The following is a 13,621-nucleotide window of genomic DNA, read 5'->3' as shown; positions in this document are numbered from 1 at the left end:
GAATCCATTGTGCGGCAGAGACGGCGGAGAAGTGGATTCCGGGTTCTTGCTTCGCGAGCCCCGGAATGGCGGCTAGGCGACCAACTCCGCAAACAAATCCGCATCGACATTGCCGCCGGAGAGCACGATCACGACGTTCTTGCCGGCCACATCGAGACGCCCCGCCAGCAGCGCCGCAAGACCCACCGCACCGCCCGGCTCCACCACGAGCTTCAGCTCGCGATAGGCGAAGGCAACGGCGGCGCCGACTTCCTTGTCCGACGCGGTAACGCCGCGCGCCAGCAGCTTGCTGTTGATCGCAAACGTCATCTCGCCGGGAATCAGCGCCATCAGCGCATCGCAGATGGTGCGGCCCGCCGGCGGATGCGGCTCGCGATGGCCTGCGCTCAGCGAAATGCCGTGATCGTCGAACGCCTCGGGCTCGGCCACCACGATTTCGGCTAGCGGATAGCGCGCCTTCACGGCGGTTGCGACGCCCGCGATCAGGCCGCCGCCGGACGCCGGCGCCACCACGATGTCGGGGCTGAGACCGAGCGTTGCCATGTCCTCCGCGATCTCGCGGCCGGCAGTGCCCTGCCCTGCGATCACGAACGGATCGTCGTAAGGCCTGACCAGCGTCGCGCCGCGCTTCTCGGCGATGCCGCGCGAGATCGCCTCACGGTCGTCCTTGTCGCGATCATAGAGCACGACCTCGGCGCCGTAGGATTTGGTGCGCTCGCGCTTCGACAGCGGCGCATCCGCCGGCATCACGATGGTCGCCTGCATGTCGAGAATCTTTGCCGCCGCCGCCACGCCCTGGGCGTGGTTGCCGGAGGAGAACGCGACGACACCGCCGGCGCGCTTGTCCTGCGGGATCGAGAACACCTTGTTGAAGGCGCCGCGGAACTTGAACGAGCCGGTGCGCTGGAGCATCTCCGGCTTCAGGAAGACCTTGGCGCCGACGCGCTCGTTGAGCACGGGAAAGGACAACAGCGGGGTGCGGATGGCGTAGGGCGCGATCACGCGCGCTGCGGCGTCGATATCGGCAGGGCCGATCGGGAGGAGCTGTTCGGTCATGTCAGATCTTATCGCGGCCACCGCAGCGCGGGCAAGACACCTCCGCGCGAGGATTTTTCTCTTCAGGCGACGAAGCGCGGCTGTTCCGCGGCGTTCCGGCCAGGCAGCACCGCGCCGACCGCCTCAATGCTGGCCACAAAGGCCCTCGCCGAGGCTTCCCAGGTGTAATTGGCGGCGAACGCGACGCAGTCCTGCCGGGAGATGTCCAGCGCCGCGAAGCAGGCGCTGCGCAGGTCGTGATCGAGTGCGCCGACCGGGGCATCGCCGATGACGTCGCGAGGACCCTTCACCGGGAAAGCGGCCACCGGCAGGCCGCTCGCGAGCGCTTCCAGCAGCACCAGGCCGAACGTGTCGGTCTTGCTCGGAAACACGAAGACGTCGGCGGCCGCATAGATATCCGCCAGTTCCTCGCCGTGCTTCTCGCCGAGGAAGATCGCGTCGGGATAGGCCTCTTCGAGCGAGGCGCGCGCGGGGCCGTCACCAACGATGACCTTGGTCCCGGGCAGCTCGAGATCGAGGAAGGCCTCGAGATTTTTCTCCACCGCGACGCGGCCGACCGATAGGAACACCGGTCCCGGCAGGCAAAGGTCGATGGCGCGGGGGTGGAACAGATGGGTGTCGACGCCGCGCGGCCACAGCACGACATTGTCGAAACCACGCTCGGTCAGCTCGCGGGCGAGCGCAGGCGTTGCCGCCATCACGGCGCGGCTGGGCGCGTGGAAGCGGCGCAGTGCCCGCCAGATCAGCAAGCCCGGCACCGGCACGCGGGCACGGACATATTCGGGAAAGCGGGTGTGGAAGCTGGTCGTGAACGGCAGCTTGCGCTGGCGGCAATAGCGGCGGACCATCAGGCCGATCGGCCCTTCGGTCGCAATGTGGATGCTGTCGGGGCGCGCCTCCTCGATCAGCTTGGCGATTCGTGCGGGACGGGGCATCGCCAGCCGCACATCGCGATAGCTCGGCATTGCAAAGGTGCGGAAGGATTGCGGCGTCAGGAACGTGAATTCGACGCCGAGGCTTTTGCCGGCGTCGGCGAGCTTGGTCAGCGTCCGAACCACACCGTTGACTTGCGGGTGCCAGGCGTCGGTCGCGACCAGGATGCGCATCAGGCGGCCTCTGTTATGCAGCTCTGGCTGCAACCTGCGGGACGGCTGCCGGCTTCTGCAAATGATCCGCCCAGGTGATGATCTCGAAATGACCGTCGTCGTGCTCGACCAGCGCCGTGCAGCTCTCGACCCAGTCGCCGCAATTCATGTAGCGAATGCCGCCCTCGTCGCGGATCACGGCGTAATGGATGTGGCCGCAGATCACGCCGTCGGCGTCGTGGCGCCGCGCCTCGGCGGCGAGCGCCTGCTCGAACGCGCCGATGTAATTGACGGCGTTCTTGACCTTCTGCTTGGCCCATTGCGACAGCGACCAATAGGGCACCTTGAACAAGCGGCGGAAGAAGTTGACGAAGCGATTCATCTGGATCGCGAAGTCGTAGGCCTTGTCGCCGAGATGGGCGAGCCAGCGCGCGTTTTGCACCACGAGGTCGAAGATGTCGCCATGGATGACGAGATAACGCTTGCCGTCCACGCCGGTGTGGACCGTGTTCTCGACGACGTCGATGCCGCCGAAATGCGTGCCGTAATAGTTGCGCAGGAACTCGTCGTGATTGCCGGGGATGTAGACGACCTTGGCGCCCTTGCGTGCCTTGCGCAGCAGCTTCTGCACGAGGTCGTTGTGGGATTGCGGCCAGTTCCAGCTCGATTTCAGCGCCCAGCCGTCGACGATGTCGCCGACGAGATAGATCGTGTCGGCATCATGGTAGCGTAGGAAGTCGAGCAGAAGATCGGCTTGAGAACCGCGGGCTCCGAGATGAACGTCGGAGATGAACAACGTGCGAAAGCGCCGCTCCGGGCTCTCGTCACTCACATCGTAACTTCCCATGCGCCAGCCTGTAACAATGTCCCGTGACAGGGGGATGACCGATTGAACTTTTGAGGCACCTTCAGACACGAATCACGCCTTGCCTCGCCTGCCTGCGAATATCAGCCGCATGCGACAATCAGGCGACATGGCGCCGCAGGAGGCGCCGGGACCCTACTCTTCCCTGAGGCCATCTCCCCCGCGGCACATCCTTCGAGACGCCCGCCGTTGGCGGGCCTTCAGGATGAGGGCGGAGTGCGCGGCTGCAAATTCAAAGCGGACCGACGCAGTTCAGCCTCATCCTGAGGAGACCGCGAAGCGGTCCGTCTCGAAGGAGAGGCGCTTGCTCGATGTCGCCACAAGGCATTGGGGACGATGAAGCCAGCGCTCAACGGATCGATGGCCGCGCTTCCGCGGACGGCCCGCCTCAGTAGAACCTGTGGAAATGATGGACCGGGCCGTGGCCGTGCCCGACGCTGAAGCGGTCGGCGGCTGCGATGGCCGCGCTGATCCAGGCCTTGGCGTTGCGCACGGCAAGCTCCAGATCTTCGCCCTTGGCCAGTCCAGCCGCGACCGCCGAGGACAGCGAGCAGCCGGTGCCATGGGTGTTGCGGGTCGCAACGCGCGGCGCGGCGAGCGCGATCGTGTTTTGGGCATCGACGAGATAATCGATGCTCTCGGCGCCCTCGCCGTGTCCGCCCTTGATCAGGACCGCACGGCAGCCGAGCGCCAGCAGGCGATGCCCCTGGCTTTCGATCTCGGCCTCGCTTGCCGCGACCGGCTCGTCGAGCAGAGCCGCGGCTTCCGGCAGATTGGGCGTGATCACCGACGCCAGCGATATCAGTTTTGTGCGGAGCGCGTCGACGGCCTCGGATGCCAGCAGGCGGTCGCCGGAGGTTGCCACCATCACGGGATCGAGCACGACATGCCGCGGCGACCAGCGCGACAGCGCGGCCGCGATCGCATCGATGCCGGCGACCTCAGCCACCATGCCGATCTTCACCGCACCAATGTCGAGATCGGAGAACACCGCATCGATCTGCGCGGTGACGAATTCCGCCGGGACCGGGTGAATGCCGGTGACACCGCGCGTGTTCTGCGCCGTCAGCGCCGTGATGGCGGAGGCACCATAGACGCCGAGCGCGGCAAAGGTCTTCAGGTCGGCCTGGATGCCGGCACCGCCGCTCGAATCGGAGCCGGCGATGGTGAGTGCGACTGGGGTCGTCATCGCCGGGCACCTTTGCTGGATAAGGACACCGCCATGGCCTGTCCTAGCGCGGCCGTGGAACACCGGCAAGCGCGCCGAGCCGTGTCCGACAGTGATTCGCGACGCCGTGTATTCCCTGCGAATCAGGCAAGCAGCGGGCCGGCTCGCCCCGCAATCGTGCGGACTTGAAAATGCAACCGCGCCGGACCCTTGGTATAGTCTCGAACCTTACCTGCTTCGCCGGAGCGCGAGGTGAGAGTGGAACTGTCCAGCGACACCCATGTTGCGGGCTCCCGGCCCGCAAGCCGCCTGGAACGGAATCTTGGGGTGGAATGATGTGGGCCTTTTTTGAACGTCTCCTCGACCCGTCCATGCTGTCGCCGCACGGCATCTGCCTGTTGTGGGAGCCTGAGCTGATCTGGCTTCACGTCGTTTCCGACGCCTGCATCGCCGCCGCCTATTTTTCGATTCCGTTTGCCCTTGCGATTCTGGTCACCAAGCGGCGCGACCTCAAGTTCGGCTGGGTCTATTGGGCCTTCGCGATCTTCATCATGGCGTGCGGCCTGACCCACGTATTGTCGATCTACACGCTCTGGGTCCCGGTCTATGGCATCGAGGGCATGGTCAAGGCGGCGACCGCGGTGGCATCCGTGGTCACGGCGGGCGCGCTCTGGCCGCTGCTGCCGAAGATCCTGACGATCCCCTCGCCTTTCGAGCTGCGGCAGGTCCAGGCCGCGCTCGAGGAGGAGGAAATCAAGAGCCGGGACGCGACGCTCCTGCTCCAGCAGGTCAGCGACGCCCAGCGCGCCATGCGCGAGAGCGTGGCGCGCCTCACCGCGATCGTCGAGACAGCGGTCGACGGAGTCATCCTGCTCGACGCGCAGGACCATATTCTGCTGTTCAATCCGGCCTGCGAGCGCTTGTTCGGCTACTCTGCCGACGAGATCATGGGCCGGAACGTCAGGATGCTGATGCCCGAGGCGGGCACCGCGCCCGACAGCCACGCAAGGCATTTCGCGACCGCCGGCGAGGCCATCGGCCTGCGCAAGGACGGATCGACCTTTCCGATGGACGTGTCGGTCGGCCGGACCCGGCAGGACGGCGAATTGATCTTCGTCGGCATCGTCCACGACCTGACCGCGCGCAAGCTGACTGAGCAGCAGCTCCAGCAGGCGCAGAAGATGGAGACGGTCGGTCAGCTCTCCGGCGGCATCGCCCACGACTTCAACAACCTGCTCACCGTCATCATCGGCAACGCCGAGCACCTGAGCGAGCAGCTCAAGGCGAGGCCCGACCTGCGCCGCTTTTCCGAGGACATCTGCCAATCGGGCGAACGGGGTGCCGAGCTGACGCAGCGCCTGCTCGCATTCAGTCGCCGCCAGTTGCTGCAGCCCCAGACGATCGATTGCCGCGGCCTGCTCGAGTCCATGTTCAAGCTGCTCAAGCGCACCTTGCGCGAGGACATCGAGATCAGGACGGCCTCCAGGCCCGGCACGATCGTGGCCTTCGCGGATCGGGCCCAGCTCGAATCCGCCGTGCTCAACCTTGCGCTCAATGCGCAGGATGCCATGCCGGCCGGTGGCCACCTGACCCTGAGCACGGAGTTGACGACACTCGACGACGACTATCGCACCCTTCACCCCGAAGTCGCATCCGGCAGCTACGTGTTGATCTCGATCACCGACGACGGCGAAGGCATGATGCCCGAGGTCACCCGGCGCGCCTTCGAGCCGTTCTTCACCACCAAGGAGGTCGGCAAGGGCTCGGGCCTTGGGCTCAGCATGGTCTATGGCTTCGCCAAGCAATCCAATGGCCACGTCTCGATCTACAGCGAGCCGGGCCTTGGGACGACGGTCCGGATCTATTTGCCGCGCGCGGACATCGGATCATCGCACGCCGAGCTTTCCGATGGCGAGGACGCGGCGCCCCGAGGATACGAGACGATCCTGATCGCCGAGGACGATCCGTTCGTTCGCTCCTCCGCCATTCGGAGGGTGGAAGCTCTCGGATATCGCGTCGTTGCCGCGGTCAACGGCAAGGAGGCCTTGCAGCAGCTGCGCACCGAGCCCGGTATCGACATGCTGTTCACCGACATCGTGATGCCCGGCGGCATGAGCGGCTGGGAGCTCGCCGACCAGGCGCGGCGGATTCGCCCCGGTCTGCCGGTCCTGTTCACCTCGGGCTACGCGCTGGAGACCCTGGTCGAGCAGGGCCACGCGCATGCGCAGGCGATCGTGCTGACCAAGCCCTATCGCAAGGTCGAGCTTGCCCAGCGGCTCAGAGACGCATTCGCCGCGGCCGTGGTGACCTCCTAGGCGCCGGACCGACATCTGGTGGCCGGCAAGTCCGCTTGCTAAATGGTGCCGGGTTTGGCCTATTAGCCGCCAGATACGCTTTCGGAGTGCCCGCGATGGTTCCTTTTTTCGTCCAGATCAAATGCAAGCTCGGCCAGTCCTATACGGTCGCCAATGCGCTTGCCGAAGCCGAGATCGCTTCCGAGATCTACTCCACGGCCGGCCAATACGACCTCCTGGTGAAGTTCTACGTCGACAAGGACACCGACATCGGCCATTTCGTCAACGAGAAGGTGCAGGTGCTGCCGGGCATCCAGGACACCCTCACCATCATCACCTTCAAGGCGTTCGGCGCCAGCTGAGCTAACCAGCTTCCTTGCGCTTGGGCCGCGGCGGACCGTCGACCGGCGGCAGCGATTTGAGATAGTCCGCCATCGCCGCAATATCCGCCTCGGACAATTGCGAGGTGTTCTTGATCACACGCTTCATCGCGCCGCCGGCGCTGTCGCCGTCGGGCAATTCCCCGGTCTTGAGGAAGTAGGCAAGATCCTTCGCGCTCCACTCGCCGAGGCGCTTCTGCGTGATATTCGGCACCCAGCCCTCGCCTTCCGGATTGGGCCCGCCGGCAAAGCGCTGGCGCTGGATGATGCCGCCAAGCGCGTTGCGCGGGCTGTGGCATTCGGCGCAATGGCCAAAACTATTGACGAGATAGGCGCCGCGACTCCATTGCGGCGACTTGGTGCCGTCGGCGACAAAAGGCTTGTCGTGCAGAAACAGGAATTTCCAGACGCCGATGTTGCGGCGGATGTTGAACGGAAAGCCGACGTCGTGGTCTCGCACTTTGCCTGCAACGGGCGGCAGCGTCTTCAGATAGGCGAAGAGATCGAGCACGTCCTCGCGCCTTGCGTGCTGATAGGACGTATAGGGGAAGGCGGGAAAATAATGCTGCCCGCCTGGCGAAACCCCGTGCATAACCGCGTTGACGAAGTCGGCGTCGGTCCATTTGCCGATGCCGTCGTTCGGATCGGGGGAGATGTTCGGCGCGTAGAACGTTCCGAACGGCGATTTGATCGCGACGCCGCCGCCGAGCCTGACACGGTCGGGCTGGTTGGGCGTGGCATGGCACGACGCGCAGCCCCCGGCATTGAACATGGCCTCGCCGTTGGCAAGGTTTGCCACATGCGCCGGCGCGTTGCCCACAGCCGCCACCACCGGCGCGCTGAGCCACCAATAGACGACGCCGGCGGCGACCGCGGCGAGCAGCCCCCCGAGAATTGTTCGTTGCAACATGGGTATCCATTCACTCGACACGGCGAACCTAAGACCAATGTCGCCGCGGCTCCAGCCACGAAGAATTTAGCCCGCCTTGGCCGGAAACGGGAATAAACTGAAATGCCGGCTGTTGAAAGTTTGGCAGCCCGAACGGGTTCAGCAGGGAGAATGTCATGAACAAGACCGTCATTGCCGCCTTAGCACTCGGTGCCGTTGCTTTTGCAGCTCCGGCCAGCGCCGAAAAGCTGAAAGCAACGCTCGACGGCAAGTCCGAGGTGCCGGCAACGACCAGCAGCGCCACCGGAACCGCCGATCTGGACTATGATGCCGCCAGCAAGAAGCTTTCGTGGACGGTCACCTATTCCGGGCTGTCCGGCCCTGCTACCGCCGCCCATTTCCACGGCCCCGCGGAGGCCGGCAAGAACGCCGGCGTCGCGCTCGCGATCCCGAATGCGACCGCCAGCCCCGTAAAGGGCGAGGCGACGCTGACCGACGCGCAGGCTGCCGATCTGCTCGGCGGCAAGCTCTACGTCAACATCCACACCGCGGCCAACCCGGGCGGCGAGATCCGCGGTCAGGTGACGAAGTAAGCCGCGACGCTGCTTCGTTGCGTGAAGGCCGGGCGCAGGAGGGGCGTCCGGCCTTTTCGATTCCGGCCGCGCTTAAAGCGCGATGCGATCAGGATGAATCGTCATCGCGCTTTAGGTTGTTGTTTAAGCATGATCTTTTCGGAAAACCGCTGCGCACTTTTCCGGATCATGCTTTAAGCCGCGTTCAGCGCCTGCGTGAGGTCGGCAATCAGGTCGGAGGGATTCTCGATGCCGATGGACAGCCGGATCGTGGAATCGAGCACCCCGATTTTCCGGCGGATGTCGGCGGGAACGCCGGAATGGGTCATGGTCGCGGGCAGGCTCGCGAGCGACTCCGTGCCGCCGAGACTCACCGCCAGCTTGAGGATCTGCAGCGCGTTGAGGAATTTGACCGCAGCATCCTTGCCGCCGACGATGTCGAACGAGAAGGTGGATCCCGCCCCCAGGCATTGCCGCGCGAACACACGCCCGGCCGGCGAGGCCTCCTCGTGATGACCGAGGTAGTGGACCTTGGCCACCTTGGGGTGGTCGCGCAAATAATCCGCCACGAGGCGCGCATTCGCATCGGCTTTTTCCATGCGCAGGCTCAGCGTCTCGAGCGAGCGATTGATCATCCAGCAGGAATGCGGATCGAGCTGGGTCCCGATGGCGCCCCGGAGCGCCTTGATGCCTTTCATCAGCGCCTTCGAGCCGAGCGCGGCGCCCGCGATCAGGTCCGAATGACCGCCGACATATTTCGTAAGCGAGTATAGGGAAATGTCGGCGCCGTGCTCGATCGGCCGCTGAAACACCGGGCCGAGCAGCGTGTTGTCGCAGGCGATGATCGGCGTGTGTCCCTGGGCCTTTCCGATGGAATCGGCAATGCGACGGATCATGGCGACATCGACCAGGCCGTTGGTCGGATTGGCCGGGGTTTCGATCAGGATCATCGAAACGCGACCCTTGCCCATGGCCTCCTCCGAGGCCTGCTTGACCGCGGCTTCGTCGATCCCATCGGCGAAGCCGACGGCGCCGATCGACAGGCGGGCCAGCGTGTTCGTCAGCAGCGTTTCCGTCCCGCCATAGAGCGGCTGGGAATGCAGGATGACGTCGCCCGGGCGAACGAAAGCCAGGATCGTGGTGGCGATCGCCGCCATGCCGGACGAGAACAGCGCGCAGCTCTCGGTGCGCTCGTAGATCGAGAGCCTGTCCTCGACGATCTCGCTGTTGGGATGATTGAAGCGCGAATAGACCAGGCCCGCGCCCATGCCTTCCGGCGGCTCGCGCCGGCCGGCGACGAAATCGAAAAAGTCCTGCCCGTCATCGGCGGTCCTGAACACGAAGGTGGAGGTCAGGAAGACCGGCGGCTTGATGGCGCCTTCCGACAATTGCGGATCATAGCCATAGGTCAGCATCAAGGTTTCGGGATGCAGCATATGGTTGCCGATGTGGGTCTTCGACGGAAACGGTTTTGCCATGGCCTGTCTCGCTGTTCTGCTTGAAGCCGCGCCATGGAACTCCTGATGAGGCCGTCGGGAGCGAGATGCGCCAATTTCCAACAGCTCACGTCAATTCCGCGGCGACTGCAGCCAAGATAGCTGCTCTCACAGCGATCCGTCAGGCCTTGCGGACATAAATTCCTGCCGCGCTTCGCGCCGGCGCAAAAAAGCGGCTGCTTTCGCAACCGCCTTTTCGATTCCTTATCGGCGCCGTAGCCCGGATGGAGCGAGAATTGCGCCTCGCTATTTCAGCTTGACCCGATACGTCTCGTGGCAATCGCTGCAGCGGTCATTGATTGCGGTATAGGCCGCCTTCAGGCTGGCGACATCCTTGATCTTGCCCTTGACATCGGCGATCGCCTTCTGCACAGGCGGGATCTTGGAGTCGAAATCGGCCTTGTTCTGCCAGACCTTTTGCGAGGCGCCATAGGTCGCGTCGACGACATCCTGCTTGGGATTGACCTCGAAGGTCTTGGCGATCTTGGCAACATCGGCCTCGATGCTGGCGATGGCCTGATCGGCAGCTTTCTTGTCGAAGGGGATGTCGCCCTTGGTCATCTTCTGGATCACGCCATACTGGTTCTTGGCGATCGCGCGCATCAGATTGTCCTGCTGAACGGCGATCTCCTGCTGCGCCATCACGGCGCCCGCACCCAGCAGGATGGTCCCCGCGACAATCATCGTTCGTTTCATTGCTAATGTCTCCGGCTCGCAGAGGTGAGGATGGGCCCATTCATGGATAGAAACCCCGCAGCGAGCGTTTATTCCCGCCGCGGAAGAATCGCCGCCTAGAGGCTGTGACGGCGATGGTGCTCGTTGATGGCGATCCAGACCCGCTCAGGCGTTGCCGGCATGTCGATGTGGTCGATCTTGTATTCGCGCCAGAGCGCATCGACGATGGCATTGACGACGGCCGGACAGGAGCCGATCGCGCCGGCCTCGCCCGCGCCCTTCACCCCCAGCGGATTGGTCTTGCAGGGAACGTTGGCAGTCTCGAACACGAAGGCCGGCCCGTCCGCTGCGCGCGGCAGCGCGTAGTCCATGAAGGTCGCGGTAATGAGCTGGCCGTCGCCCGCGCCATAGACCACCTGCTCCATCAGCGCCTGGCCGATGCCCTGCATGGCGCCGCCATGCACCTGGCCGGCCAAAAGCAGCGGATTGAGCGTCTTGCCGAAATCATCGACGATCACGTAGTTGACGATCTTGATGATGCCGGTGGCCGGATCGATCTCGACCTCCGCCAGATGCGTGCCGTTGGGATAGGTGCCGTCGGCACTGGCGAAGGTCGCGCTGCCGTTCAGCTTCGTGGGATCGGCGCCGGGGCGCTTGGCGAGGTCAGCAAAGGAGATCGAGCGGTCGGTGCCGGCGATCCGGATCATGCCGTCGGTGATCTCGAGGTCGCCCGCGCTCGCTTCGAGCGCCTGAGCTGCGAACTCCTTCAGCTTCTTGCCGAGATCGCCCGCAGCACGCTCCACGCAGACGCCGCCGGTGGGAATCGAGGCCGAGCCGCCGGTGCCGAGGCCGGTCGCGATCTCCTCGGTGTCGCCCTGGCGGATATGCACGCGCTCCGGTGGCAGGCCGAATTGCTCGGCGACGATCTGCGCATAGGCGGTCTGATGGCCCTGCCCGCTCGATTGCGTGCCGATCAGCACGGTGACGTCGCCACTCGGATCGAGGCGGACATTGGCCGTCTCCTCACCCATCACGCCGCAGATCTCGACATAGCTCGCAAGGCCGATGCCGCGGATCAGGCCCTCCTTCTTGGCCGCCTTGGCGCGCTTTGCAAACTCCTTCCATTCCCCGATCTCCATCGCGCGCTTGAGATGCGCGGCGAAATCGCCGGAATCATAGACCTTGCCCGTGGCCGTCTTGTACGGCAGCGCCTTCGGCGGGATGAAGTTCTTGCGGCGGATGGCGTCCGGCGTCGTGTCGAGTTTTCGTGCGCAGGCGTCCACGAGGCGCTCGATGACATAGGCAGCTTCAGGCCGCCCGGCGCCGCGATAGGCATCGACCGGCACGCTGTGCGTGAAGATGGTGCGCACCCGGCAGTGGAAGGCCTGGATGTCGTAGAGGCCCGGCAGCATGCCGGCGCCGCCATGGGGAATGTAGGGGCCGAAGGTCGACAGATACGCGCCCATGTCGCCCATCAGGTCGCAATCCATCGCGAGGAATTTGCCGTCCTCGGCCAGCGCCATCTTCGCGGTGGTGACGTTGTCGCGGCCCTGCGCATCGCCCAGGAAATGCTCGGAGCGATCTGCCGCCCACTTCACCGCCTTCTTCAATTTTCGCGCGGCGACCGCCATCAAGGCGTATTCCCGATACGGAAACAGCTTCGTGCCGAACCCGCCGCCGACATCGGGGCAGATCACCCGCATCTTGTCAGTCGGGATGTTGAGCACGTTCTGGCACAGGATGTCGCGCAGGCGGTGGCTGCCCTGGCTGCCGACCGTCAGCGTCAGATGGTCGCGCTTGGAATCGTATTCGCAGACCGCCGCACGCGTCTCCAGGAAGCTCGCGACCACACGCGGATTGATGATCGAGATTTCCGCCACCGCATGCGCCTTGGCAAAGGCAGCTTCCGTCGCCGCCTTGTCGCCGATCGAGACGTCGAACAGCACATTGCCGGCCTTGTCGGGCCAGACCTGCGGCGCGCCCTTCTTCACAGCATTGACGACGCCGGTCACCGCCGGCAGGGGCGACCATTTGACGTCGATCGCCTCGATCGCGTCGCGGGCCTGGTCGATGGTCTCGGCGACGACGAAGGCGACGGCATCGCCGACGTGGCGTACCTCGTCCTTGGCCAGGATCGGGTATGGCGGGCCGGTGAACGGATCGGTCTCGAGGTTGAACAGGCAGGGCAGATTGCCGAGATCCTTGACGTCGTCGGCGGTCAGGATCAGCGCGACGCCGGGCAGCCCGCGGGCGCGGCTCACATCGATGGTGTATTTGGCATGCGCGTGCGGCGAGCGCAGCATCAGGCAGCGCAGCGCAGCCTGCGGCGCGTAATCGTCGGTATAGCGGCCCTTGCCGCGGATGAGCGCGTCATCCTCCTTGCGCAGCACGCTTTGGCCAACGCCGAACTTGATGGGAGCCGCCATTTTATCTTCCCGTTCTCATGGTTGTTTTGCCGGCATATTGCCGTGGAAAAACTGGCAAGGCAAACGGGTTTAGGCGGGCCGTTCCCCCATTGAGGCCGCTGATTCGAAGCCACCCCCGACGGTTCTGGCGCGACCAGGCCGGACAGCCGTGCGGGACGGCCTTAGCGGCTGAATTTCCTGACCATAAAGTACTTGTCGTAGGTGGCCTCTCCTATGCGGACGGCAGCGGGATCGGTGCCGTAGATTTCAAAGCCGTTACGCTTGTAGGTGTTGATTGCAGCGGTCGATTCGAGCAGGACGGCGAGATGCACCTGCTCGACGCGTGCCTCGGCATGGGCAAGAAGCTCCTTGATGAGCCGATCTCCGACCCCTTTACCTCGGCCCTCCTCCCTCACGTAAACCGTGAAGATGTTGCCCCTGTGCTGCGATCGCCGATCTGGCGATACATAGAAGCCCGCGACGCCCATCAAGCTCCCGCATCGAAATGCGCCGAGGATCATTCCATCCAGCCAACGGCGATAAGCCGCCATCATCGGCTCCCCGCCGTCGTCCTCTTCAGGAGACCCAAACGTTTGAGGGTGCATCTGAAGCGCCTCCGCACGAATGTCGCGAAAAAGATCGAGATCATCGACATTCAATCGTCGGATTTCCACGTCCGCCTGAGCACCGGCAGCATGCGATATCATGATCGCCTCCTCTCCTTGTCGCAGTGAGG

General features: G+C 64.4%; 12 protein-coding genes. 3 read left to right on the top strand and 9 right to left on the bottom strand.

Annotated features, from left to right (window positions below):
- Positions 1–72: 72 nt before the first annotated feature.
- The 4 genes from GDN70_RS13990 to thiD all read right to left on the bottom strand — a co-directional run bounded on the left by GDN70_RS13990 (position 73) and on the right by thiD (position 4,195).
- Positions 73–1,056 carry a threonine/serine dehydratase gene (locus tag GDN70_RS13990; RefSeq protein WP_028143306.1) on the bottom strand — a complete coding sequence of 328 codons (984 nt, stop codon included), beginning with the start codon at positions 1,054–1,056 and terminating at the stop codon, positions 73–75.
- A gap of 62 nt (positions 1,057–1,118) precedes the next feature.
- On the bottom strand, positions 1,119–2,162 hold the full coding sequence (locus GDN70_RS13985) for a glycosyltransferase family 1 protein (RefSeq protein WP_038971712.1): 1,044 nt from the start codon (positions 2,160–2,162) through the stop codon (positions 1,119–1,121).
- A 13-nt stretch (positions 2,163–2,175) separates the two neighbouring features.
- Positions 2,176–2,988 (bottom strand): UDP-2,3-diacylglucosamine diphosphatase, encoded by an 813-nt coding sequence (locus GDN70_RS13980; RefSeq protein WP_028143308.1) that lies wholly within the window; start codon positions 2,986–2,988, stop codon positions 2,176–2,178.
- Positions 2,989–3,394: 406 nt separating this feature from the next.
- Positions 3,395–4,195, bottom strand: a complete 801-nt coding sequence (thiD, locus tag GDN70_RS13975; RefSeq protein ID WP_152102679.1) for a bifunctional hydroxymethylpyrimidine kinase/phosphomethylpyrimidine kinase — start codon at positions 4,193–4,195, stop codon at positions 3,395–3,397.
- Positions 4,196–4,506: 311 nt separating this feature from the next.
- Here thiD and GDN70_RS13970 point away from each other — a divergent pair, with 311 nt between their 5' ends.
- Both GDN70_RS13970 and GDN70_RS13965 read left to right on the top strand, forming a co-directional pair.
- Positions 4,507–6,489, top strand: coding sequence for a PAS domain-containing sensor histidine kinase (locus tag GDN70_RS13970; protein ID WP_152102678.1), 1,983 nt, complete (start codon positions 4,507–4,509; stop codon positions 6,487–6,489).
- Positions 6,490–6,584: 95 nt separating this feature from the next.
- On the top strand, positions 6,585–6,830 hold the full coding sequence (locus GDN70_RS13965) for an Lrp/AsnC family transcriptional regulator (protein ID WP_018317369.1): 246 nt from the start codon (positions 6,585–6,587) through the stop codon (positions 6,828–6,830).
- 1 nt (position 6,831) lies between these two features.
- Here the strand turns inward: GDN70_RS13965 and GDN70_RS13960 are convergent, their stop codons facing one another.
- Positions 6,832–7,758: a cytochrome c gene (locus GDN70_RS13960; RefSeq protein WP_038971714.1), complete on the bottom strand. Its 927-nt coding sequence runs from the start codon at positions 7,756–7,758 to the stop codon at positions 6,832–6,834.
- A gap of 155 nt (positions 7,759–7,913) precedes the next feature.
- Between GDN70_RS13960 and GDN70_RS13955 the strand changes: the two genes are divergently transcribed.
- Positions 7,914–8,330 (top strand): CHRD domain-containing protein, encoded by a 417-nt coding sequence (locus tag GDN70_RS13955; RefSeq protein WP_038949057.1) that lies wholly within the window; start codon positions 7,914–7,916, stop codon positions 8,328–8,330.
- A gap of 173 nt (positions 8,331–8,503) precedes the next feature.
- Here the strand turns inward: GDN70_RS13955 and GDN70_RS13950 are convergent, their stop codons facing one another.
- The 4 genes from GDN70_RS13950 to GDN70_RS13935 all read right to left on the bottom strand — a co-directional run bounded on the left by GDN70_RS13950 (position 8,504) and on the right by GDN70_RS13935 (position 13,592).
- On the bottom strand, positions 8,504–9,787 hold the full coding sequence (locus tag GDN70_RS13950) for a cystathionine gamma-synthase family protein (protein WP_038971715.1): 1,284 nt from the start codon (positions 9,785–9,787) through the stop codon (positions 8,504–8,506).
- A gap of 264 nt (positions 9,788–10,051) precedes the next feature.
- A complete protein-coding gene (locus tag GDN70_RS13945) occupies positions 10,052–10,501 on the bottom strand; it encodes a cytochrome c (RefSeq protein ID WP_028143313.1) in 450 nt (149 codons plus the stop codon).
- 95 nt (positions 10,502–10,596) lie between these two features.
- The gene (locus GDN70_RS13940; protein WP_038949055.1) at positions 10,597–12,906 is read right to left on the bottom strand and encodes a xanthine dehydrogenase family protein molybdopterin-binding subunit; all 2,310 of its coding nucleotides are present in this window, start codon (positions 12,904–12,906) and stop codon (positions 10,597–10,599) included.
- Between the two features lie 161 nt (positions 12,907–13,067).
- Positions 13,068–13,592 (bottom strand): GNAT family N-acetyltransferase, encoded by a 525-nt coding sequence (locus tag GDN70_RS13935; protein WP_063712064.1) that lies wholly within the window; start codon positions 13,590–13,592, stop codon positions 13,068–13,070.
- Positions 13,593–13,621 lie beyond the last annotated feature (29 nt).

Origin of the sequence: Bradyrhizobium sp. TM102 (assembly GCF_009176685.1) — a bacterium.
GTDB classification, from domain to species: Bacteria; Pseudomonadota; Alphaproteobacteria; order Rhizobiales; family Xanthobacteraceae; genus Bradyrhizobium; species Bradyrhizobium ottawaense.
This window is presented reverse-complemented; position numbering and strand designations above follow the sequence as displayed.